The following is a 22,963-nucleotide window of genomic DNA, read 5'->3' as shown; positions in this document are numbered from 1 at the left end:
CCCTGACGGCGCCGACGCGCCGCGGACCGCAAAGGGGGGACCGTGAGGCGGATGTTCGTCGAGGCTCGTGTCCGTGGGGTCGTCGCCGTGCTGGTGACGAGCATGCTGCTCACGGCCGGGGTCGCGGCGGCGCAGCCGCCGAGCCGTGAGACGGACCCGCCGGGCAGCGTCGTCCGGGTCGAGCCCCTACCGCGGCAGTGGTGGCTGCCCGGCGCGGTCGCCGCCTCGGTGGTCACCTACCGCACCACCGGCCCCCGCGGGGTGCCGGCCCTGAGCACCGGCGCGGTGTTCGTGCCGCCGGGTGCCGCGCCCGCCGGTGGCTGGCCGGTGATCTCGTGGGGGCACGGCGCCGTCGGGATCGCGGACCGGTGCGCCCCCACGGTCGACGGCCGCATCGACAACGGATACCTCGCGCACTGGCTCGCCCAGGGATACGCCATCGTCGCCACCGACTACGTCGGCCTCGGCACCCCCGGCGTGCACGCCTACCTCGACGGGCCGTCGGAGGCGCACGCCGTGATCGACATGGTGCGGGCCGCCCGGACGGTGGAACCGTCCCTCGGGCCGAGCTGGGTCGCACTCGGCCAGTCGCAGGGCGGCCAGGCCGTCATGGTCGCGGCCTCCCTCGCGACCCGGTACGCACCCGAACTCGACTACCGCGGCGCCGTCGCGCTGGGCGTGCCGTCCAACATCGAGCACCTCGTGCCGCTCGGCGACCCCGCCTTTCCGCCGCTGCCGCTCACCGGCACCGCCGTGTTCATCGCCTACCTGCTGGCCGGGATGCGCGCGACCTACCCCGAGGTCGAAGTCGACCGCTTCCTCAGCCCGCGGGGCCGCGGCGTTCTCACCCGGCTCGAGGACCTGTGCTACCGGGAAGCTGCGGCCGAGTTCGCGGACCTGTCGATCGGCGATCTGCTGGCGCGGCGCACCGACGACCCGGCCCTGGTCCGCGCCGCCCGCGACATGCTCGAGATTCCCACCCGCGGCTACGATCGCCCCCTGTTCCTCGGTCAGGGCCTGACCGACACCGTCACCCCGGCGCCGTTCACGGTCAAGCTCGTCGCCGACCTGACTGCGGCCGGTACGCGATTCGTGTTCCACCCGTATCCGGCCGGTCACCTCGAGACGATGCGCGCCTCGCTGTCCGACGCGACGGCGTTCGTCCGCGACCTGTTCGCCCCGGGTGGGTGACCTCACCCCTCAACGGCGAGCTGCCGCGTCGAGCACCGCCGCGAGTTCGGCGGGACGCGACCACATCGGCCAGTGCCCGGTCGGCAGATCCACATACTGCACGTCGGCGAGCCGGCCGAGCTCACTCGCCACGGGGTGCCCCGCCTGCGCCATCTGCCGGATCGACGCGGACGGAAAGCTCGTGCACACGACGGTCGTCGGGACCGCCAGGCGCGCGTCCCCGCGCAGGGCGAGCGGGGTCCGCGCCGGACCGGCCGGATGCGGCACCGCCCGCTCCCGGAACCGGTCCAGCGCGGCGCCGTCGAGTCCCATCAGGCTGTTGCCGGCCGCTTCGAGTTCCGCCCACGGCGGCAGCGGAATCTCCGCCACGGCGGCATCGAGATCCGGCCGCAGCGCGACGCCCTCCGGCAACGGGCCGGTGTCGACGTACACCAGGCGGGCCACGTCCGCCGGGACCCGGTCCGACGCCGCGTACGCGACCGGGCCGGCGCCGCTGTGCGCGACGACGACCGCACCGCCCGCCACCGCCTCCACGACGGCACCGACGTGGTCGTCGAGCGTGATGCCGGAGCGGTCGGCCCGGACGGACTCGAGCCCGGGCAGTGTCAGGGCGTCGACCCGATGCCCCCGCGCCCGCAGATCCTCGGCGACGGCCTCCCACGCCCACGCGCCGAGCCAGAATCCGGGAACGAGGACCAGGTGCGTGCCCATGACCACCATCCTCGGGCATCCCGGTGACGGTGCGGGCCACCGACACGGTCGCCCGCAGGAACGACACTGTTCAACCGGGCGCAAACCCCGCGAAACTCCGCGCCCCTACGGTGGGCGCATGACCGGTGCGCACGGCGACCTCGCGGCCCTCGCCGCCGCGCTCGACGAGCTGCGGGACGGCCTCGTCACCGCGGCCGGCGCCGACGAGCGCTGGGCGCAGGCGCACCCCGCTCACCGGGCCGGCGCGGAGAACCTGGCGCACTACGTCGCGCTGCGGCGCCGCGACATCCGCGTGCTGCAATCCCAACTCGCCGCGTGGGGACTGTCGTCGCTGGGACGCGCCGAAGCCCACGTCCTGGCCTCCGTCGACGCGGTGCGCCGCGCCGTGGCCGGCCTCGCGGACCTGCCCGAGGTCGACACCCGCCCCGGCCCGGTCGACTTCGTCACCGGCGAACGCCTGCTCGAACGCAACGCCGCCGCCCTGCTCGGCCCCGTCCGCGGTTGCCGCCGGACCCGCATCATGGTGACGCTGCCGAGCGAAGCGGCCACCGACGCCGACCTCGTCGACCGGATCGTCGGGGCCGGTGCCGAACTCGTCCGGATCAACTGCGCCCACGACGAACCCGACGCGTGGGCCGCCATGATCGAGCACGTGCGCCGCGCCGAACGCGCCCACGGCCGGCACGTCACCGTCACCATGGACCTCGCCGGCCCGAAGCTGCGCACCGGCCCCGTCGCCCCCGGTCCCGCGGTGGTGCACGCCAAACCCGAACGCGACGCGCTCGGCCGCACCGTCGCGCCCGTCCAGGTGCGGCTCACCCGCCCCGGCTCCGCGGCCGCCCCCGGCGAGGTGGTCGTCCCCGTCGCCGACGAGCTGTGGCTGGCCCGGCGCCGACCCGGCGACCGCATCACCTTCCGCGACACCCGCGGTTCCAAACGCACCCTGGTCGTCACCGGCACCGCCGCCGGGGACGTACGCACCGAACTGACCGACACCGCCTACCTCGTACCCGGCACCCGGCTGACCGCGCGCGGTGACGCCACCGCCGTCGCGGCGCTCCCGCCACGCGAACGCAGACTCACCCTGCACGTCGGCGACGAGCTGATCCTGGACCCGGACCTCACCCCGGCCGACCCGGACGCCCATCCGCCCCGGATCGGCTGCACCCTGCCCCGGGTGTTCGACGACACCCGGATCGGGCACCGGATCTTCTTCGACGACGGCCGGATCGGGGGGATCGTCGAGGAGGCCGGCCCGGAACGGCTGCGGATCCGCATCACCGACGCGGACCTGCGCGGCTCCCGGCTGGGCACGGCCAAGGGCATCAACCTGCCCGACACCGAGTTGCGGCTGCCGGCGCTCACCGACGAGGACCTGGACCGGTTGCCGTTCGTGGTCACGCACGCGGACGCGGTCAGCCTGTCCTTCGTCCGCAGCGCCGCCGACGTCGCGCGCCTGCAGGACCGGCTCGCCGAACTCGGCGGCGCCCGCCTCGGGGTGATCCTCAAGGTGGAGACGGTGGCGGGCTTCGAGAACCTCCCGGCCATCTTGTTCGCGGCCCTGCACTCACCCCGGGTCGGGGTGATGATCGCGCGCGGCGACCTCGCCGTCGAGGCCGGGTACGGCCGGCTGGCCGAGGTGCAGGAGGAGATCCTGTGGGTGTGCGAGGCGGCGCACGTCCCGGTGATCTGGGCGACGCAGGTCCTCGACACCCTCGCGCGCACCGGCCGTCCCTCGCGCGCGGAGATCACCGACGCCGCGGCGTCGGGCCGCGCCGAATGCGTGATGCTCAACAAGGGCCCGTACGTCGACCACGCGGTGCGGTTCCTCGACGACGTGCTGTGCCGGATGGCCGACCATCAGCGCAAGAAGGACTCGCTGCTGCGGCGCCTGCGGGCCTGGGAGGAGCCGGGCGTGCCGCTGCGGTGAGACCGGCCCGGGTCAGAAGACCGGGCCGGTGTACTTCTCGCCGGGACCCTTGCCCGGCTCGTCCGGGTAGGCCGACGCCTCCCGGAAGGCCCGCTGCAGCGCCTGCAATCCCTCGCGCAGCGGCCCGGCGTGCGGGCCCAGGTACTCCACCGACGCGGTGACCAGCCCGGCCAGGGCGGTGATCACGCGGCGCGCCTCGTCCAGGTCGCGGTGGGTGCCGGCCTCGGGATCCTCGTCGGCCAGGCCGAGCTTCTCGGCGGCGGAACTCATGAGCATCACGGCGGCGCGGCTGATCACCTCGACGGCCGGGATCTCGCCCAGGTGCCGGACGTCGTCGGCCACGGTCGGATCGGGGGTGTCGGTCATGACTTCACGATCCCACCCGCCGCACGCTGCCGCGAGAGCGGGTCGGGCCGCAGCCGGCGATTCGATCGCGGGGCCGAAGTTTGCTAGGCTGTGGGACACGACCGTCCGCGCGCACTGCGCGTGGGCAGCAAAGTGGAGTCCGACTCCCACCTCTGCGCGACCCATGACCTGGTCATGATCTCCGCTCAGTGGTCCGGTCCGCCGCCCTCCGGGATGTCCGGGGAGTGTGCGCCCCGAGTGATCGGGGGACGAGAACGCACGACCGTCGAGTCGTGCGGTCCGTCGGGCCGGTCGGTATTCGGACCCCGCCCGGTGCGCGAGCACCGTCGGCGGGGTTTTTCGTCGGAAGTCGGCCCCATGTGCTGCGGCGCGGTCACCCGGACCGCACCGCTCTACCTAGGAGGCCCCATCAGCGCTGAGACCCGCATCAACGAACGCATCCGAGTTCCCGAGGTCCGGCTCGTCGGACCCGGCGGGGAACAGGTCGGAATCGTGCGTGTTGAAGATGCACTCCGCCTGGCATACGAAGCCGATCTCGATCTGGTCGAGGTGGCCCCTGACGCCCGTCCACCGGTCTGCAAGATCATGGACTACGGCAAGTTCAAGTACGAGGCTGCCCAGAAGGCGCGCGAGTCGCGCAAGAACCAGCAGCTGACCGTCATCAAGGAGCAGAAGCTCCGACCGAAGATCGACGACCACGACTACGAGACCAAGAAGCGCAACGTGGTGCGTTTCCTCGAGGCCGGGTCGAAGGTCAAGGTGACGATCATGTTCCGTGGCCGCGAGCAGTCCCGCCCCGAACTCGGGTTCCGGCTGCTGCAGCGCCTCGGCGCCGACGTCGCCGATCTCGGCTTCATCGAGACCGCCCCCAAGCAGGACGGTCGGAACATGACCATGGTCCTGGCGCCGCACAAGGGCGCCAAGACCCGCGCCAAGGCGCAGGAGACCGCTCAGGCCTCCGTCGCCAGGCCGGCTCCTGCCGCGGACAAGCCTGCGGCAGGCGACGGCACCGCGTAGCTCCGCCGGTCGACCGGGCCCACCGCCCGGCCGGCCGCTGCGCGCGTGCCGGACGAACACGAGTAAATCCCCGACGAACTGAGGACTCCATGCCCAAGTCGAAGACCCACAGCGGCACCGCGAAGCGATTCAAGGTGTCCGGCAGCGGAAAGATCCTGCGCCAGAAGGCCGGCCGCCGCCACCTGCTCGAGCACAAGTCCTCCCGGGTGACGCGTCGCCTCGATGGCAAGGCCACCGTCGCCGACGTCGACGTCCCGCGCGTCAAGCGCATGCTCGGCATCTGAGCTTCCTTCCCCGACCGACCCCCGGGGGCGATCGACTGCCCCCCGAGATTGACAGGACATATCAGTGGCACGCGTGAAGAGGGCCGTCAACGCCCAGAAGAAGCGCCGTTCGATCCTCGAGGCTTCCAAGGGCTACCGCGGGCAGCGCTCGCGTCTGTACCGCAAGGCCAAGGAGCAGCAGCTCCACTCGCTGACCTACGCCTACCGCGACCGTCGCGCGCGCAAGGGCGACTTCCGCAAGCTGTGGATCAGCCGCATCAACGCCGCTGCCCGCGCCAACGACATCACCTACAACCGCTTCATCCAGGGCCTGAAGGCCGCGGGCGTCGAGGTGGACCGCAAGATCCTCGCCGAGCTCGCCGTCTCCGACGCCGAGGCGTTCGCCGGCCTGGTCGCCGTGGCCAAGGCCGCGCTGCCCGCCGACGTCAACGCGCCGGCCGACGCCGCCTGAGCGCAGCGCCGAGACGACGCTGAACGACACACCGGCACAGGAACGACCCGTGGACCCGCTCACCGAGCGCACCCCGCGGGTCGTTTCTGCTGTCAAACTGCTGCGCACCGCCGACCGCCGCAAGGCCGGCCGCTTCCTCGCCGAGGGCGAGAACTCCGTCGGCGAGGCCCTCGCCACGGCCGTCGTGCACGAGGTGTTCGTCACCGAGGCCGCCGCCGCCCGCTACCACGGTCTGCTCGACGCCGCCCACCGCCGGGGCGTGCGGGTCTGCACCGTCACCGAGCGGGCCGCCACCCGGCTCTCGGACACCGTCACCCCGCCGGGCATCGTCGCCGTGTGCGATCTGCTCGACGTGCCGCTCGCGCGGGCCCTGACACCGTCGCCCCGGCTGCTCGCCGTGCCCGTCGGGATCGCCGAGCCCGGCAACGCCGGCACCGTCATCCGCGTGGCCGACGCGGTCGGCGCCGACGCGGTGGTCCTCGCCGGCGACAGCGTCGATCCCCACAACGGCAAATGCGTCCGGGCCTCCGCGGGCAGCGTGTTCCATCTCCCGCTCGCCCGGGAACGCGACACCGGTACGGTTCTCGACGCACTCGCCGCCGCCGGACTGCAGGTGCTCGCCACCGCCGCCGACGGCGAGGTCGATCTCGACGACGCCGACGAGCTGCTCGCCGCCCCCACCGCCTGGCTGTTCGGCAACGAAGCGCACGGTCTCGACCCGGCGGTCGCGGCACGGGCGGACCATCGGGTGCGCATTCCCATCCGCGGCCGCGCCGAATCGTTGAACCTTGCCACCGCGGCCTCGATCTGCCTGTACGCGAGCGCGCGCGTGCAGCATCGCGCCGACAGGGCCGTGCCCTGACGGGACCCGGCCATCACCTAGGATTCGGGTGCTGCGCTGGCGCGATCCGCTCGACGCCGAACGCGGCACCACACCCACTGTTCGCCCGAAGAAGGAGATGCACCGGTCGTGGCCAAGAATGAGGGCGGCACCCCGCCGGCAGTCGATCCGAGCGCCCTGAGCGAGGAGTCGCTCGCCGCGTCCACCCAGGCCGCACTGAAGGCGTTCGCCGCCGCCACCGACCTCGACGCACTCGCGCAGGCCAGGATCGACCACCTCGGCGACAAGGCTCCCGTCTCCCTCGCCAAACGCGCCCTGGGTAGCCTGCCCGGCAACCAGCGCGCCGACGCCGGCAAGCGGGTCAACGCCGCTCGCGGCGCTGTCACCGCGGCGTACGACGAGCGCCGCGCCGTGCTCCTCGCCGAGCGCGACGCCGCGGTCCTCGTCGCCGAGGCCATCGACGTCACCCTCCCCGCCGGCCGCCGCCCCGCCGGTGCGCGGCATCCCATCACGATCATCTCCGACCAGATCGCGGACGTGTTCGTCGGCATGGGCTGGGAGATCGCCGAGGGCCCCGAGGTCGAAACCGAGCACTTCAACTTCGACGCGCTGAACTTCCTGCCCGACCATCCCGCCCGCACGATGCAGGACACCTTCCACATCGCGCCGGAGGGCTCACGGCAGGTGCTGCGCACCCACACCTCGCCGGTGCAGGTGCGCACCATGCTGCACCGGGACATCCCCATCTACGTGGTGTGCCCCGGCCGCACCTTCCGCACCGACGAGCTCGACGCCACGCACACCCCGGTGTTCTCCCAGATCGAAGGCCTCGCCGTGGACAAGGGCCTGACCATGGCCCACCTGCGCGGCACCCTCGACGCGTTCGCCCGCGCCCTGTTCGGACCCGAGACCCGCACCCGGATGCGCCCGAACTACTTCCCGTTCACCGAGCCGTCCGCCGAGGTGGACGTGTGGTTCCCCAAGAAGAAGGGCGGCGCCGGCTGGGTCGAATGGGGCGGCTGCGGCATGGTCAACCCCAACGTGCTGCGCGCGAGCGGCATCGACCCGGACGAGTACACCGGCTTCGCGTTCGGCATGGGCCTCGAGCGCACCCTGCAGTTCCGCAACGGCATCTCCGACATGCGCGACATCGTCGAGGGCGACATCCGCTTCACCCTCCCCTTCGGGGTGCAGGGCTGACACCGCCCGACCCGAGATCCGACTACCGAACCGACCGAAAGAGCTGAGCGAAAAGTGCGAGTAGCGCAGTCCTGGCTGACCGAGATCCTGCAGCGCGCCACCCCCGAGTGGGACGTCACTGCCGAGGAACTCGACGCGGGATTCGTCCGGGTCGGACTCGAGGTGGAGGAGGTCGACACCCTCGCGCGCATCGACGGCCCCCTCGTCGTCGGCCGCGTCCTCGAGATCACCGAGCTCACCGAATTCAAGAAGCCCATCCGATTCTGCCAGGTCGACGTCGGCGAGGACGCCCCGCGCGGCATCGTGTGCGGCGCCCGCAACTTCGCCGAGGGTGACCTGGTGGTCGTCGCACTGCCCGGCGCGGTGCTGCCCGGCGGCTTCGCCATCGCCTCCCGTAAGACCTACGGCCGGGTCTCCGACGGGATGATCTGCTCCGTCGCCGAGCTCGGGGTCGGCAAGGACCACTCGGGCATCCTCGTGCTCGAGGAGGGCACCGCCGAGCCGGGCACCGACGCCAACGACCTCCTCGGCCTCGGCGACACCGTCATCGAGCTGAACATCACGCCCGACCGCGGCTACTGCTTCTCGTTGCGCGGCCTGACCCGCGAACTCGCGTGCGGCTTCGACCTCGAGTTCGCCGATCCCGCGCACGTCGCACCCCATCCCGCCGACGGCCCGGCGTACCCCATCCGGCTCGAACGCGAAACCGGCGCCACCCGCTTCGCTGCCCGCAAGGTCACCGGCATCGACCCCCATGCCGTGTCCCCGTGGTGGCTGCAACGGCGGCTGCTGCTGTCCGGCATCCGCCCGATCTCCCCGGCGGTCGACGTCACCAACTACGTGCTGCTCGAGCTCGGCCAGCCGCTGCACGCCTTCGACGCCGCCACCCTCCGCGGTGAGCTCGTCGTCCGGCGTGCGAAGGCGGGGGAGAAGCTGACGACACTCGACGGCGTCGAACGCACCCTTGATCCCGAGGACGTCGTCATCACCGACGACTCCGGGGTGATCTCCCTCGCCGGCATCATGGGCGGCGCCGCGACCGAGGTGAGCGGCACGACCACCGAGGTCCTGCTCGAGGCCGCCACCTGGGATCCGCTGGCCGTGTTCCGCAGCGCCCGGCGCCACAAGCTGGTGAGCGAGGCGGGCAAGCGTTTCGAGCGCAACGTCGACCCCGAAGTGGCGCTGCCGGCCCTGGACCGGGCCGCGGCGCTGCTCGTGGAGATCGCCGGTGGCCGCGTCGAGCCGGTCCTGACCGACCTGTCCGTCCCCGTCGAGCCGGTCTCGATCCGCATGGACATCGACCTGCCCGACCGCACCGCCGGGGTCGCCTACCCGACCGGCACCGCCGCGCGCCGGCTCACCCAGATCGGGTGCGGCGTCGAGGTCGGTGTCGGCCCGGACGGACACGGCCAGCTCGTGGTCACGCCGCCGACCTGGCGTCCCGACCTGCGTCAGCCCGCCGACCTCGTGGAGGAGGTGCTCCGGCTCGAGGGGCTCGAACAGATCCCGTCCGTGCTCCCGGCCGCCCCGGCGGGCCGCGGACTGACCCCGAGCCAGAAACGACGCCGCGCCGTGGGCCGCGCCCTGGCCGCCGACGGTCACGTCGAGGTGCTCGCCCCCGTCTTCCTGCCGGCGCACGTATTCGACACGTGGGGTCTCGCCGCCGATGACCCCCGCCGCACCACCACGACGGTCCTCAACCCGCTCGAGGCCGATCGTCCCGAGCTGGCGACGACGCTGCTGCCCGGCCTGCTCGAGGTGCTCGCCCGCAACGTGTCCCGAGGTCAGCGCGACCTGGCGCTCTATGCGATCGCGCAGGTCGTCCTGCCCGGCCCCGGCACCCGGCCGGTGCCGCCCCTGCCGGTGGACCGGCGCCCCACGGACGAGGAGATCGCGCTGCTCGAGGGCTCGCTGCCTGCGCAGCCCGTCCACGTCGGGGCGGTGCTGTGCGGCCTGCGGGAACCCGCCGGGCCGTGGGGGCCGGGCCGGCCCGCGGACGCGACCGACGCGTTCGCCGCGGCCGAGACCGTCGCGGCCGCCGCGGGTGTCCGGCTGCAGCGCCGCGCCGCGCAGTACCTGCCGTGGCATCCGGGCCGCTGCGCCGAACTACTGGTCGACGGTGTCGTCGTCGGTCACGCCGGTGAGTTGCATCCGGCAGTGCTCGAGCGGGCCGGGCTGCCCGCCCGCACGTGCGCCTTCGAACTCGACCTCGACGCGCTGCCGATGGTGGAGTCGCTGCCGGCGCCGAAGATCTCCCCGTTCCCCGCTGTGCTGCAGGACGTCGCCGTCGTCGTGGCCGAGGAGATCCCGGCCGCCGACGTCGAGGAGGCGCTGCGCGCGGGCGGCGGCGAACTGCTCGAAGACATCCGCCTGTTCGACGTGTTCGAGGGGGCGCAGGTGGGGGAGGGGCGTAAGTCGCTCGCCTTCGCTCTGCGCTTCCGCGCGGCAGACCGCACCCTCACGGAGGACGAGGCCAGCGCGGCCCGGGACGCCGCTGTGGCCGCGGCCGGCACGGCGGTCGGCGCCGAACTGCGGCACTGAGCCACCGCCGCGGACGTAGCCTGGGAGCATGACCACCGATCCGTCCTCACCCGCCCCCGATGCCCCGGACGCGCCCGTGCCGGACGTGACCCCGGCGGAACCGGGTTCGCCGTCGGTGCCGGATGTGACCCCGGCGGAACCGGGTTCCCCGTCGGTGCCGGATGTTCCGCCGTCCCCGGTCGGGCCGGACGTGACACCCGCCGAGGGGAAGGACCCCGGCTACACCTCGGCCGGGGTACCCACGTTCGACGCGGTGCGGGAGAAGATCGAGCGCCGCGCGGGCACCGCGACCGGTGCGGAGGAACTCGCCCGCGAGAGCGCAGCGGGACGCACGCTCGAGGAGCAGTTCGACGAGCGCCGACAGGCCGCCGCCGACAGGCTGCGCGAGATCCGTCGCTCGCTGGCCGAGGGGTGAACCGGGCTCGGTCCGACCCACCCGCATGAATGAAGTTGCATGATGGTGCATAATCAATCGCATGGGTAACTCACCGGAATTCACGGCGACCGCACAGTCACCGATTCGGGTCGCCGTCGCAGGGGCGAGCGGGTACGCGGGGGGCGAGATCCTGCGTCTGCTCCTCGGGCATCCCGCCTACCAGGACGGCCGGCTCGTCGTCGGTGCACTCACCGCCGGTGGCAACGCCGGCGCGAGGCTCCGCGAATTCCATCCCCACCTGCTCCCGCTTGCCGACCGCGTCCTCGACGCCACCGACTCCGAGACCCTGAGCGGCCACGACGTCGTGTTCCTCGGCCTGCCGCACGGCCACTCCGCCGTCATCGCCGAACAGCTGCCCGACACCACCGTCGTCATCGACTGCGGCGCCGACTTCCGCCTGTCCGAGTCCGCCGACTGGGAGCGCTGGTACGGCGGGGAACATGCGGGGACCTGGCCGTACGGGATGCCAGAACTACCCGGCAAGCGCGAGCACCTGATCGGCGCCACCCGGATCGCGGTCCCCGGCTGCTATCCCACCTCGGCCACCCTGGCCCTGGCCCCCGCCGTCGCGGCCGGCATCGTCGAGCCGACAGTCCACGTCGTCGCCGTATCCGGTACCTCCGGCGCCGGCAGGTCCCTCCGAGCCGACCTCCTCGGCTCCGAGGTCATGGGCTCGGTCCGGGCCTACGCCGTCGGCGGAGCACACCGGCACACCCCCGAGATCAAGCAGAACCTCGCCACCCTGACCGACGCCGCAGTGTCCGTCTCCTTCACCCCCGTGCTGGCGCCGATGCCGCGGGGCATCCTCGCCACCTGCACCGCCCCCACCACCGCCACCGCCGACGAGGCCCGGGCCGTGTACGAGAAGGCCTACGCCGACGAGCCGTTCGTGCAGGTACTGCCCGAAGGGACGCTGCCCAGCACCGGCGCGGTACTCGGCTCCAACGCCGTGCAGCTCGCCGTCACCGTCGACCCCGACGCCGGCGTCCTCGTCGTCGTCGCCGCGCTCGACAACCTGACCAAGGGCACCGCCGGCGCGGCGGTGCAGTCCATGAACCTGGCGCTCGGCCTGCCCGAGACCGCCGGCCTGTCCACCGTGGGAGTCGCCCCGTGAGCATCGACAGACAGTCCACCGACGAGCACGTCTACGCCGACGCGGTCGAGATCGCCGGCGGCCGCCTGATCCGCACCCAGGGCGTCACGTCGCCGGCCGGGTTCCGCGCCGCCGGTATCCCCGCCGGCATCAAGGCCTCCGGCAACCCGGACCTCGCGCTGGTCTTCAACGAGGGCCCGGAGCTGACCGCAGCCGGCGTCTTCACCACCAACAAGATCAAGGCCGCGCCCGTGCTGTGGTCGCAGCAGGTCCTGACGTCCGGCGCGCTGCGCGCCGTGATCCTCAATTCCGGCGGCGCCAACGCCTGCACCGGACCGGGCGGCTTCCAGGACACCCACGCCACCGCGGAGAAGGTGGCCGAAACGCTCAGCAACTGGGGCACCGAGACCGGTGCCGGCGAAGTCGCGGTGTGTTCGACCGGCCTCATCGGCGACCGACTGCCGATGGACAAGGTGCTCGCCGGTGTCGCGGAGATCGTCCACGAACTCGCCGGCGGGATCTCCGGCGGCACCGATGCCGCCTACGCCATCATGACCACCGACACCGTGCCCAAACAGGCCGCCCTGCACCACGCCGACAAGTGGAACGTCGGCGGCATGGCCAAGGGCGCAGGCATGCTCGCCCCCGCCCTGGCCACGATGCTGTGCGTGCTCACCACCGACGCGGTGGCCACCGCCGAGCAGCTCGACCGTGCCCTGCGCGCCGCCACCCGGCTCACGTTCGACCGTCTCGACGTCGACGGGTCGACCTCCACCAACGACACCGTGCTGCTGCTCGCGTCCGGAGCCAGCGGCATCGCCCCCAGCCAGGAGCAGCTCGACGCCGCCGTCCTCGCCGTGTGCGACGACCTCGCCGGGCAGATGATGGCCGACGCCGAGGGCGTCACCAAACGGGTCACCGTCACCGTCCGCGGCGCTGCTACCGAGCAGGACGCCCTCGTGGGCGCCCGGACCGTCGCACGCGACAACCTCGTCAAGACCGCCCTGTTCGGTTCCGACCCCAACTGGGGGCGTGTGCTCGCCGCCATCGGCATCGCTCCCATCGCGCTCGACCCCGATCGCATCTCCGTCACGTTCAACGGATCCCCGGTGTGCCTCGACGGCGTGGGCGCTCCCGGCGCCCGAGAGGTCGACCTGTCCGGCCCCGACATCGCCCTCGACATCGACCTCGGCGTCGGTGACGCCGAGGTGACCATCCGCACCACCGACCTCTCCCACGGATACGTCGAAGAGAACTCGGCCTACTCGTCATGACCGGAACCGAGACGACCACCGATCCCATCGCGCAGCTCACCGCCCACCAGAAGGCGTACGTCCTCGCCGAGGCGCTGCCGTGGCTGCAGAAATTCCGGGACAAGACCGTCGTGGTCAAGTACGGCGGCAACGCCATGATCGACGACCGGCTCAAGCGCGCCTTCGCCGCCGACATGGCATTCCTGCGCACCGTCGGCGTCCATCCCGTCGTCGTCCACGGCGGCGGACCGCAGATCAACGCCATGCTGAAGCGACTGGGCATGGCAGGGGAGTTCCGCGGTGGTTTCCGCGTCACCACCCCCGAGGTGATGGACGTCGTCCGCATGGTGCTGTTCGGCCAGGTCGGCCGCGAACTCGTCGGCCTGATCAACGCCCACGGCCCGTACGCCGTCGGGATCTCCGGCGAGGACGCCCACCTGTTCACCGCCACCCGCCGCACGGTCGTCGTCGACGGCGAGGACACCGACATCGGTCTCGTCGGCGACGTCACCTCCGTGGACCCCGCCGCCGTCCACGACCTCGTCGCGGCCGGTCGCATCCCCGTCGTCTCCACCATCGCCCCCGACGCCGACGGCGTGGTCCACAACATCAATGCCGACACCGCCGCCGCCGCGCTCGCCGAGGCGCTCGGCGCGGAGAAACTCGTCGTCCTCACCGACGTCGAGGGCCTCTACACCGACTGGCCCGACCGCAGTTCGCTCGCCACCAGCATCGACGTCGACGCCCTGGCCGAGCTGCTGCCGTCCCTCGACGCCGGCATGGTCCCCAAGATGGAAGCCTGCCTGCGAGCCGTCCGCGGTGGCGTGCCCACCGCCCACGTCATCGACGGCCGCCAGCCGCACTCGGTGCTGCTCGAACTCCTCACCGAGGAAGGCATCGGCACGATGGTCACTCCCACCCACCCCCGGGCGACCGCGCCCACCCAGGAAGGCACCCCATGACCGGCACCTCCGAACTCCAGCAGCGCTGGGCCGGGTCGCTGATGAACAACTACGGCGTCCCCAAGGTCGCCCTCGTCGCCGGCGACGGTGCCGTCGTCACCGACGCCGACGGCAAGCAGTACCTCGACCTGCTCGGCGGCATCGCCGTCAACGCCCTCGGCCACCGCCATCCCGCCATCCGCGACGCCGTCACCGCGCAACTCGACACGCTCGGTCACGTGTCCAACCTCTACGCCAGCGGACCCGTCGTCGAACTCGCCGAACGCCTCCTCGCGCACTTCGGGCACCCGGGCCGGGCGTTCTTCTGCAACTCCGGCACCGAAGCCAACGAAGCCGCGTTCAAGCTCGCCCGGCTCACCGGACGCCCCAAGATCATCGCCGCGGAGAAGGCCTTCCACGGCCGCACCATGGGGGCCCTGGCCCTCACGGGCCAGCCGGACAAGCGCGCCCCGTTCGAACCCATGCCCCCCGGCGTCGAATTCGTCCCCTACGGCGACGCCGAGGCCCTCGACGCCGCCGTCGACGAGAACACCGCCGCCGTGTTCCTCGAACCGATCATGGGCGAATCCGGCGTGGTCGTGCCCCCCGAGGGCTACCTCGTCCAGGCCCGCCGGATCACCGCAGAACGTGGGGCACTGCTCGTTCTCGACGAGGTGCAGACCGGCATCGCCCGCACCGGGACGTTCTTCGCCCACCAGACCGCCGGAATCGTGCCCGATGTCATGACCCTCGCCAAGGGTCTCGGCGGTGGCCTGCCCATCGGTGCCGTCCTCGCCACCGGTCCGGCCGCCGAGTTCTTCCAGCCCGGCAAGCACGGCACCACCTTCGGCGGCAACCCGGTGTGCGCCGCCGCCGCGCTCGCCGTCCTGCGCACCATCGACGAACAGGACCTGCTCGCCCACGTCGACGCCGTCGGCAAGTCCATCGCCACCGGCATCGAGGCACTCGACCACCCCCTCGTCGACCACGTCCGCGGCGCCGGCCTGCTGCTCGGCATCGTCCTCACCGACACCCGGGCCCCCGCCGTCGAAGCGGCAGCCCGGGACGCCGGCTATCTCGTCAACGCCGCCGCCCCCGACGTCATCCGCCTCGCCCCACCGCTGATCCTCACCCAGGAACAGGCCGACGGATTCGTCGCGACACTGCCCTGCGTGCTCGACGCCGCCCGGCAGGAAGGAAACTAGACCCATGGTGAAGCACTTCCTGAAGGACGACGACCTCACGCCCGCACAACAGCGCGAGGTTCTCGACCTCGCCGCGGCCCTGAAGAAGGCGCCGTTCTCGGCCCGCCCGCTCGAGGGACCGCGCGGCGTCGGCGTCATCTTCGAGAAGAACTCGACCCGCACCCGCTTCTCCTTCGAGATGGGAATCGCCCAGCTCGGCGGCCACGCCGTCGTCGTCGACGGCCGCACCACCCAGCTCGGACGGGAAGAAACCCTGCAGGACACCGGCCGCGTCCTGTCCCGCTACGTCGACGCCGTCGTCTGGCGCACCTTCGGCCAGGACCGGCTCCAGGCGATGGCCGAAGGCGCCACCGTGCCCCTCGTCAACGCCCTGTCCGACGAGTACCACCCCTGCCAGGTCCTCGCGGACCTGCTCACCCTGCGCGAGCACAAGGGGGAGCTGCGGGGGCTGAAACTGACCTACCTCGGCGACGGCGCCAACAACATGGCGCACTCGCTCATGCTCGGCGGCGTCACCGCCGGCATCGACGTCACGATCGCCGCCCCCGCCGGTTTCGCTCCGGATCCCGCCGTCGTGGCTGCGGCCCGCGCCCGCGCCGCCGACACCGGCGCGCAGATCACCCTCACCGAGGACGCGCACGCCGCCGCCACCGGTGCCGACGCCCTCGTCACCGACACCTGGACCTCCATGGGCCAGGAGAACGACGGACTCGACCGCGTCGGTCCCTTCCGTCCGTACCAGGTCAACGCCGAGCTGCTCGCGCTCGCCGACCCGAAGGCCGTCGTGCTGCACTGCCTGCCGGCCCACCGCGGCGACGAGGTCACCGACGAGGTCCTCGACGGACCGCAGTCGGTGGTGTGGGACGAGGCCGAAAATCGCCTCCACGCCCAGAAGGCGTTGCTCGTATGGCTGCTCGAGCAGCGCGAACGGTAGCCGTGAGCAGCGTGGCCGAACCGTCGAGCGGCGCCGGCGCCGCCGCGGCCCCGACCCGCGCGGCCCGGCAGGCCCGGATCACCGCGCTCGTCGCCACCCGTGCGATCCGCAGCCAACCGGAACTCGCCGCGCTGCTCGCCGCCGAAGGCATCGAGGTCTCCAACGCCACCCTCTCCCGCGACCTCGAGGAGCTCGGTGCGGTCAAACTCCGCGGCGCCGACGGCGGCCCCGGGGTGTACGTCGTCCCCGAGGACGGGAGCCCCGTCCGAGGCGTCTCCGGAGGCACCGACCGACTCTCCCGCCTCCTCGGCGAACTGCTGGTCTCCACCGACTCGAGCGGCAACATCGCGGTGCTCCGCACCCCACCAGGAGCAGCGCACTATCTGGCCAGCGCACTCGATCGGGCATCATTACCCGAAGTGGTCGGCACCATCGCCGGCGACGACACCATCGCGGTGATCGCGCGTGAGCCCCTCACCGGAGCCGACCTCGCCGCGAAGATCGAATCCCTGGCCTGATCCGATCGCGCACCGAGCACCGATAGACGCACGTTCAATCAAGAAGGAGCACAAACACAATGGCCGATCGCGTCGTACTCGCCTACTCGGGCGGGCTGGACACCTCCGTCGCCATCAGCTGGATCGGCAAGGAGACCGGCAAGGAGGTCGTCGCCGTCGCCATCGATCTCGGCCAGGGCGGCGAGGACATGGAGGTCGTGCGCCAGCGCGCCCTCGACTGCGGCGCGGTCGAATCCGTCGTCGTCGACGCCAAGGACGAGTTCGCGGAGGAGTACTGCCTGCCGACCGTGCAGGCCAATGCCCTCTACATGGACCGTTACCCGCTGGTCTCCGCGATCAGCCGCCCGCTGATCGTCAAGCACATCGTCGAGGCGGCCCGCGAGCACGGCGGCACCGTCGTCTCGCACGGGTGCACCGGCAAGGGCAACGACCAGGTCCGGTTCGAGGTCGGATTCGGCGCCCTCGCCCCCGATCTCGAGGTCATCGCACCCGTCCGCGACTACGCGTGGACCCGTGAGAAGGCCATCGCCTTCGCCGGCGAGCACAACCTGCCGATCAACGTCACCAAGAAGTCCCCGTTCTCGATCGACCAGAACGTGTGGGGCCGGGCCGTCGAGACCGGCTTCCTCGAGGACCTGTGGAACGCCCCCACCAAGGACGTCTACGACTACACCGAGGACCCCAGCCTCAACTGGCAGGCCCCCGACGAGCTGATCATCACCTTCGACAAGGGTGTGCCCACCGCGATCGACGGCCGGTCGGTCACCGTGCTCGAGGCCATCCAGGAACTGAACCGCCGCGCCGGCGCCCAGGGCGTCGGCCGTCTCGACATGGTCGAGGACCGGCTCGTCGGCATCAAGAGCCGCGAAATCTACGAAGCCCCCGGCGCGCTCACCCTCATCCACGCCCACCAGGAACTCGAACACGTCACGCTCGAACGCGAACTGGGACGGTACAAGCGTCGCGTGGAGGAGCGCTGGAGTGAGCTGGTCTACGACGGCCTCTGGTTCTCGCCGCTGAAGTACGCGCTCGACTCGTTCGTCCAGAACACCCAGGAGCACGTCTCCGGCGACATCCGGCTCGTCCTGCACGGCGGCCATATCGCCGTCAACGGTCGCCGCAGCGCCGAATCGCTGTACGACTTCAACCTCGCCACCTACGACGAGGGCGATACCTTCGACCAGTCCAACGCCAAGGGCTTCGTCCAGATCCACGGCCTGTCCTCCAAGGTCGCCGCGAAGCGGGATCTGGGCCTGTAGCGATGACCGCTCACGGCACCAACGAAGGCGCCCTGTGGGGCGGCCGGTTCGCATCCGGACCGGCCGCCGCCATGGCGGCGCTGAGCAAATCCACCCACTTCGACTGGGCACTCGCCCCCTACGACGTCCGAGCTTCCAAGGCACACGCACGGGTGCTGCACAAGGCCGGACTGCTCAGCGATGCCGACCTGACCGCCATGCTCGACGGTCTCGACAGGCTCGCCACCGACGTCGCCTCCGGTGCGTTCACCCCCGCCGAGTCCGACGAGGACGTCCACGGCGCTCTCGAACGTGGGCTCATCGAGCGGGTCGGACCCGAGGTCGGAGGCCGGCTGCGCGCCGGCCGCTCCCGCAACGACCAGGTCGCCACGCTGTTCCGGATGTGGCTGCGCGACGCGGCGCGACGCATCGCCGACGGGGTCCTCGCCGTCGTCGACGCCCTCGCCGACCAGGCCGCCGCCCATCCCACGGCCGTGATGCCGGGCAAGACCCACCTGCAGGCGGCACAGCCGGTACTGCTCGCGCACCACCTGCTCGCCCACGCCCATCCGCTGCTGCGCGACGTACAGCGGCTGCGGGACTTCGATGCGCGTGCCGCGGTCTCCCCGTACGGCTCCGGGGCGCTGGCGGGCTCCTCCCTCGGCTTGGACCCCGACGCGATCGCGGCCGAGCTGAACTTCGACTCCGCTGCCGAGAACTCGATCGACGCCACCTCCTCGCGGGATTTCGCCGCCGAGGCCGCGTTCGTGTTCGCAATGATCGCGGTCGACCTCTCCCGCATGGCGGAAGAGGTCATCCTGTGGAGCACGCCGGAGTTCGGCTACATCACCCTCGCCGACGAGTGGTCAACCGGCTCGTCGATCATGCCGCAGAAGAAGAACCCGGACGTCTCCGAACTGACCCGGGGCAAGGCCGGCCGCCTCATCGGCAATCTCACCGGCCTGCTCGCCACGCTCAAGGCCCAGCCGCTGGCGTACAACCGGGACCTGCAGGAGGACAAGGAGCCGGTGTTCGACTCGGTCGCGCAGCTCGAGCTCCTCCTGCCGGCGATCACCGGTCTCGTGTCCACCCTGACCTTCCACACCGATCGCATGGCCGAGCTGGCACCCGCCGGGTTCACCCTCGCCACCGACATCGCCGAGTGGATGGTGCGCCAGGGAGTGCCGTTCCGGATCGCGCACGAAGCGGCCGGCGCCTGCGTGCGGGCGGCGGAGGCGCGGGGAGTCGGACTCGAGGAACTGACCGACGACGAACTGGCCGCCGTCGATGCCGCACTGACCCCGCAGGTACGTGAGGTCCTCACCGTGGAGGGCTCGATCGCCTCGCGCAACGCCCGCGGCGGCACCGCGGGCGTGCGGGTCGGTGAACAGCTCGACGGTGTCCGTGCCGCCGCCCGCGCGCTGCGGGACTGGGTGCGCGGCTGACCGGCCTGCTCGGTGAACGGGGCCATCGGGTCGACGTAATGTGGCAGGCTGTCATTCCTGACAGGGTCGACACACGCAGAACTCGGCGGATGGGAAGAGGTTCGTGGCACTGGGCGGTGGATCGGTGATGGGGCCCCTGCGACGTGTGGTGGCGACCGCGCAGAACGGCCTCGAGGTGATCCGTCACGGCGGCTTGGAAACGGGGGCGACCCCGTCCCCGTTCCAGGTCGTCGAGCGGACCGGCATGTACAGGCTGCGGCATTACTATCCGGAATCCGACGCCGCCGAGACCGGTGCTCCGGTGGTGATGGTTCCCCCGATGATGATGTCGGCGGACGTGTACGACGTCACCCGTGAGACGGGAGCGGTCGGCATCCTGCACTCGATGGGCCTCGACCCCTGGGTGGTCGACTTCGGTTCCCCGGACCGGGAGGAAGGCGGGTGGGACCGCACCCTCACCGATCACATCATCGCCCTCGACGAGATCGTCGATCACGTGCACGACTACACCGGTCGTGACATCCACCTCGCCGGCTACTCGCAGGGCGGGATGTTCTGCTATCAGGCCGCTGCCTACCGCCGCAGTCGGCACGTCGCGAGCCTGATCACCTTCGGCAGCCCGGTGGACACCCTGGCCGCGTTGCCGTTCGGAATCCCGGAGGGCGTCGCGGTCCGGGCTGCCGACTTCCTCGCCGACCACGTCTTCAACCGTCTCGCCATCACCGGTTGGATGGCCAAGACCGGTTTCCAGTTCCTCGATCCTGTCAAGACGGTGCGGTCGCGCATCGAGTTCCTCATGCAACTGCACGACCGGGAAGCCCTCCTGCCGCGCGAACCCCAGCGTCGCTTCCTCGACACCGAGGGGTGGGTGGCCTGGTCCGGTCCCGCGGTGGCCGAACTGCTCCGCCAGTTCATCGTGCACAACCGCATGGTCAGTGGCGGATTCGTCATCAACGACCGTGCTGTGAGCCTGGCCGAGATAACCTGTCCGATCCTCGCGTTCGTCGGCGAGGTGGACGACATCGGCCAGCCCCTTGCGGTGCGCGGCATCCGCAAGGCCGCCCCCCGGGCCCAGGTTTTCGAATATTCGCTACGCGCAGGGCATTTCGGACTCGTCGTGGGTGGCACTGCGGCCCGGCAGACCTGGCCCGCCGTCGGCGAATGGGTGCAGTGGCGCGAAGGGCACGGCGACCGACCGGTCGGCGTCGGCCGGATGGCGATCCCCGAACTCCACGCGGAAGGGGAAACCGGGGTGTCCGTCGCGACCCGGCTCACCCACACCGTCGCCACCATCGCGGAGGTCGGCGTAGAGGTCGGCAAGGGCATCGCCGACCTGGCCTCCGAGACGGTGCGCGGCGCGCGGGAACTGTCGGGGGAAGCGGCCCGCGCCCTGCCACGACTGGCCCGGCTCGGACAGATCCAGCCCCGTACCCGCATCTCCCTTGCCGGTGTCCTCACCGAGCAGTGCCGCAAGGGACCGCACCGCGAGTGCTTCATCTACGAAGACCGCGTCTACACCTTCGCCGAAGTCAATCGCCGGATCGACAACGTGGTGCGCGGACTGGTGCACTCCGGTGTGCGTCCCGCCGCCCACGTCGGCATCCTGATGGACACCCGCCCCAGCGCGATGGCCGCGGTCACGGCCGTCTCCCGGATCGGAGCGGTGTCGGTCCTGCTCCCACCCGGCCCCGACCTCGACGAGGCGATCCGATCGGGTGGTGTCCAGAAGATCATCACCGACCCCGAGAACCTCGATCGGGCGCTCGCCACGGGGATCCCGGCCCTGGTCCTCGGCGGGGGCAGCATTCGCGAACTCGACATCCCGCCCGGTGCAGACGTCGTCGATCTCGAGCACCTCGACATCACCACGATCGAACTCCCCGGCTGGTACGCCCCCGATCCCGGTGTCGCGCGGGAACTTGCCTTTCTCCTGTTCACCGGGAGTGGTGACACCCTGGAGATGCGTCAGATCTCCAACCACCGATGGGCGCTCTCCGCCTTCGGGACCGCCACCGCCGCCGCGCTCGGCCGCGGTGACACGGTCTATTGCCTTGCCCCGCTTTATCATTCGTCCGGTCTGCTGGTCAGCTTCGGCGGCGCACTCGCGGGAGGCTGCCGGATAGCCCTGTCCCACGGTCTCGATCCCGCACGCTTCAGCGAGGAAGTTCACCGTTACGGCGTCACCGTCGTCACCTACACCTGGGCGATGATGAGGGACATCCTCGACAGCCCCGCGCTGCACATCGACGAGATCCATCCCGTCCGCCTCTTCATCGGCTCGGGCATGACCACCGGACTGTGGCGGCGGACCCTCGAACGTTTTGCTCCCGCACAGGTGCTCGAGTTCTATGCCTCCACCGACGGCGAGGTCGTCCTGGCCAACGTCTCGGGTGCCAAGATCGGGTGCAAGGGACGGCCCCTGCCCGGCAGAGCCGAGGCTCGCCTTGCCGCATGGGATCCCACGACCGGGCGCCTGGTGGAGGATCCGCGGGGCTTCGTCCGCGAAAGCGCGGACGGCGAGGTCGGACTCCTGCTCGGGCGGCCCAGTGCCTCCACCGAAGCACTGCCCGGTGTCATGCGAGGTGTGTTCGAAGTCGGTGACGTATGGGTGCCCACCGAGAACCTCTTCCGTCGAGACCAGGACGGTGACTACTGGCTGCTCGACAGCAAGCACAGTGTCATCCGTACCCCGCACGGGCCGGTATACGGGCAGCCGGTGGCGGACGCGCTCGGCAGTATCCCGAAGGTCGATCTCTGCGTCGTCTACGGTGTGCGCACCGCCGGCACCGAAATCGCCGTGGCCGCCTGCACCCTCCGCGAGAACCGCGCGCCGAGCGCCGCGGAGATCACCGCGGCACTCGACGCAGTCCCCGCCTCGGAACGACCCGATCTCGTCCATGTCGTCCCGCACATCGACCTCGGGCCCACATTCCGGCCCGTGTCCGGCGATCTGCCGGCACGAGGCCTGCCGAAGCCGACGGTGCGGTCGTGGTTCGCCGATCCCGATACCGGCACCTACAAGCGGTTCACCAAAGCGGTTGCAGTGAGATTTGCCGGCGTCGGCGCTGGTCCGGCGCCGGGCGCACGGTAGCGTGGGCCCGTCCGGCCCCCACACCACCGTCGAGAGGACAACCGTGGCTGTCGATCCCACGCTGCTGAGCATCCTGGCCTGCCCGCAGGACAAGGGGCCGCTGCTCCTCGTCGACGATTCGGTCCTCTACAACCCGCGGTTGCGCCGGGCGTATCCGATCGAGAACGGCATCCCCGTCCTCCTCGTCGACGAGGCCCGAGACGTGACCGACGCCGAACACGAGGACTATGTCGCGCGCGGGGTGGCCGGTTGGACCGAGGACCCGGTGACGGACTGA

At 71.5% G+C, this 22,963-nt stretch carries 21 protein-coding genes; 19 read left to right on the top strand and 2 right to left on the bottom strand.

The genetic code is table 11. The features are described from left to right. Nucleotides 1-51 precede the first annotated feature (51 nt). Nucleotides 52-1,191 (top strand): lipase family protein, encoded by a 1,140-nt coding sequence (locus LZP97_RS08455; protein WP_010595366.1) that lies wholly within the window; start codon nucleotides 52-54, stop codon nucleotides 1,189-1,191. Between the two features lie 9 nt (nucleotides 1,192-1,200). On the opposite strand, the gene LZP97_RS08450 is transcribed toward LZP97_RS08455, so the two are convergent. Continuing rightward, entirely contained in the window at nucleotides 1,201-1,902 is a 702-nt protein-coding gene (locus tag LZP97_RS08450; RefSeq protein ID WP_048771082.1) for an alpha/beta fold hydrolase, read from the bottom strand. 118 nt (nucleotides 1,903-2,020) lie between these two features. Here LZP97_RS08450 and LZP97_RS08445 point away from each other — a divergent pair, with 118 nt between their 5' ends. After that, nucleotides 2,021-3,832 carry a pyruvate kinase gene (locus LZP97_RS08445; RefSeq protein ID WP_048771084.1) on the top strand — a complete coding sequence of 604 codons (1,812 nt, stop codon included), beginning with the start codon at nucleotides 2,021-2,023 and terminating at the stop codon, nucleotides 3,830-3,832. 12 nt (nucleotides 3,833-3,844) lie between these two features. On the opposite strand, the gene LZP97_RS08440 is transcribed toward LZP97_RS08445, so the two are convergent. Further along, on the bottom strand, nucleotides 3,845-4,198 hold the full coding sequence (locus LZP97_RS08440) for a DUF1844 domain-containing protein (protein WP_003937961.1): 354 nt from the start codon (nucleotides 4,196-4,198) through the stop codon (nucleotides 3,845-3,847). 357 nt (nucleotides 4,199-4,555) lie between these two features. Between LZP97_RS08440 and infC the strand changes: the two genes are divergently transcribed. The 17 genes from infC (at nucleotide 4,556) to LZP97_RS08355 (ending at nucleotide 22,963) form a co-directional block, all read left to right on the top strand. Further along, entirely contained in the window at nucleotides 4,556-5,215 is a 660-nt protein-coding gene (infC, locus tag LZP97_RS08435; protein WP_017681575.1) for a translation initiation factor IF-3, read from the top strand. An 89-nt stretch (nucleotides 5,216-5,304) separates the two neighbouring features. After that, nucleotides 5,305-5,499, top strand: coding sequence for a 50S ribosomal protein L35 (rpmI, locus tag LZP97_RS08430; protein ID WP_010595371.1), 195 nt, complete (start codon nucleotides 5,305-5,307; stop codon nucleotides 5,497-5,499). A 64-nt stretch (nucleotides 5,500-5,563) separates the two neighbouring features. After that, complete coding sequence (rplT, locus tag LZP97_RS08425; RefSeq protein ID WP_003937964.1) at nucleotides 5,564-5,950, top strand: 50S ribosomal protein L20; 387 nt, start codon at nucleotides 5,564-5,566, stop codon at nucleotides 5,948-5,950. A 49-nt stretch (nucleotides 5,951-5,999) separates the two neighbouring features. Continuing rightward, the gene (locus LZP97_RS08420) at nucleotides 6,000-6,812 is read left to right on the top strand and encodes a TrmH family RNA methyltransferase (protein ID WP_010595372.1); all 813 of its coding nucleotides are present in this window, start codon (nucleotides 6,000-6,002) and stop codon (nucleotides 6,810-6,812) included. Between the two features lie 108 nt (nucleotides 6,813-6,920). Beyond that, nucleotides 6,921-7,991 (top strand): phenylalanine--tRNA ligase subunit alpha, encoded by a 1,071-nt coding sequence (gene pheS, locus LZP97_RS08415; protein WP_010595373.1) that lies wholly within the window; start codon nucleotides 6,921-6,923, stop codon nucleotides 7,989-7,991. Nucleotides 7,992-8,045: 54 nt separating this feature from the next. Beyond that, nucleotides 8,046-10,532 (top strand): phenylalanine--tRNA ligase subunit beta, encoded by a 2,487-nt coding sequence (gene pheT, locus LZP97_RS08410; protein WP_048771086.1) that lies wholly within the window; start codon nucleotides 8,046-8,048, stop codon nucleotides 10,530-10,532. 28 nt (nucleotides 10,533-10,560) lie between these two features. Continuing rightward, entirely contained in the window at nucleotides 10,561-10,947 is a 387-nt protein-coding gene (locus LZP97_RS08405; protein ID WP_010595375.1) for a PspA/IM30 family protein, read from the top strand. A 61-nt stretch (nucleotides 10,948-11,008) separates the two neighbouring features. Then, nucleotides 11,009-12,082 carry an N-acetyl-gamma-glutamyl-phosphate reductase gene (gene argC / locus LZP97_RS08400; RefSeq protein ID WP_017681574.1) on the top strand — a complete coding sequence of 358 codons (1,074 nt, stop codon included), beginning with the start codon at nucleotides 11,009-11,011 and terminating at the stop codon, nucleotides 12,080-12,082. Next, nucleotides 12,079-13,335 (top strand): bifunctional glutamate N-acetyltransferase/amino-acid acetyltransferase ArgJ, encoded by a 1,257-nt coding sequence (gene argJ / locus LZP97_RS08395; RefSeq protein WP_017681573.1) that lies wholly within the window; start codon nucleotides 12,079-12,081, stop codon nucleotides 13,333-13,335. Before argC ends, argJ begins: the two co-directional genes overlap by 4 nt. Then, nucleotides 13,332-14,276, top strand: a complete 945-nt coding sequence (gene argB, locus LZP97_RS08390) for an acetylglutamate kinase (RefSeq protein ID WP_010595379.1) — start codon at nucleotides 13,332-13,334, stop codon at nucleotides 14,274-14,276. The genes argJ and argB overlap by 4 nt, the downstream gene beginning before the upstream one ends. Beyond that, on the top strand, nucleotides 14,273-15,460 hold the full coding sequence (locus LZP97_RS08385; protein WP_010595380.1) for an acetylornithine transaminase: 1,188 nt from the start codon (nucleotides 14,273-14,275) through the stop codon (nucleotides 15,458-15,460). The genes argB and LZP97_RS08385 overlap by 4 nt, the downstream gene beginning before the upstream one ends. A 4-nt stretch (nucleotides 15,461-15,464) precedes the next feature. Next, on the top strand, nucleotides 15,465-16,394 hold the full coding sequence (argF, locus tag LZP97_RS08380) for an ornithine carbamoyltransferase (RefSeq protein ID WP_017681571.1): 930 nt from the start codon (nucleotides 15,465-15,467) through the stop codon (nucleotides 16,392-16,394). Continuing rightward, on the top strand, nucleotides 16,367-16,912 hold the full coding sequence (locus LZP97_RS08375) for an arginine repressor (protein ID WP_172603638.1): 546 nt from the start codon (nucleotides 16,367-16,369) through the stop codon (nucleotides 16,910-16,912). The genes argF and LZP97_RS08375 overlap by 28 nt, the downstream gene beginning before the upstream one ends. Before the next feature lie 59 nt (nucleotides 16,913-16,971). Continuing rightward, nucleotides 16,972-18,171 (top strand): argininosuccinate synthase, encoded by a 1,200-nt coding sequence (locus tag LZP97_RS08370; protein WP_010595383.1) that lies wholly within the window; start codon nucleotides 16,972-16,974, stop codon nucleotides 18,169-18,171. Nucleotides 18,172-18,173: 2 nt separating this feature from the next. Next, nucleotides 18,174-19,595 (top strand): argininosuccinate lyase, encoded by a 1,422-nt coding sequence (gene argH / locus LZP97_RS08365; RefSeq protein ID WP_010595384.1) that lies wholly within the window; start codon nucleotides 18,174-18,176, stop codon nucleotides 19,593-19,595. A 127-nt stretch (nucleotides 19,596-19,722) separates the two neighbouring features. Then, nucleotides 19,723-22,686 carry an AMP-binding protein gene (locus LZP97_RS08360; RefSeq protein WP_234575053.1) on the top strand — a complete coding sequence of 988 codons (2,964 nt, stop codon included), beginning with the start codon at nucleotides 19,723-19,725 and terminating at the stop codon, nucleotides 22,684-22,686. Nucleotides 22,687-22,729: 43 nt separating this feature from the next. Beyond that, a complete protein-coding gene (locus LZP97_RS08355; RefSeq protein WP_010595386.1) occupies nucleotides 22,730-22,963 on the top strand; it encodes a Trm112 family protein in 234 nt (77 codons plus the stop codon).

Origin of the sequence: Rhodococcus sp. DMF-1, from assembly GCF_021441945.1 — a bacterium.
Taxonomy (GTDB): domain Bacteria; phylum Actinomycetota; class Actinomycetes; order Mycobacteriales; family Mycobacteriaceae; genus Rhodococcus; species Rhodococcus ruber.
Note: the sequence above shows the minus strand (reverse complement) of the source record. Positions and strands in the feature narration are given on the sequence as shown.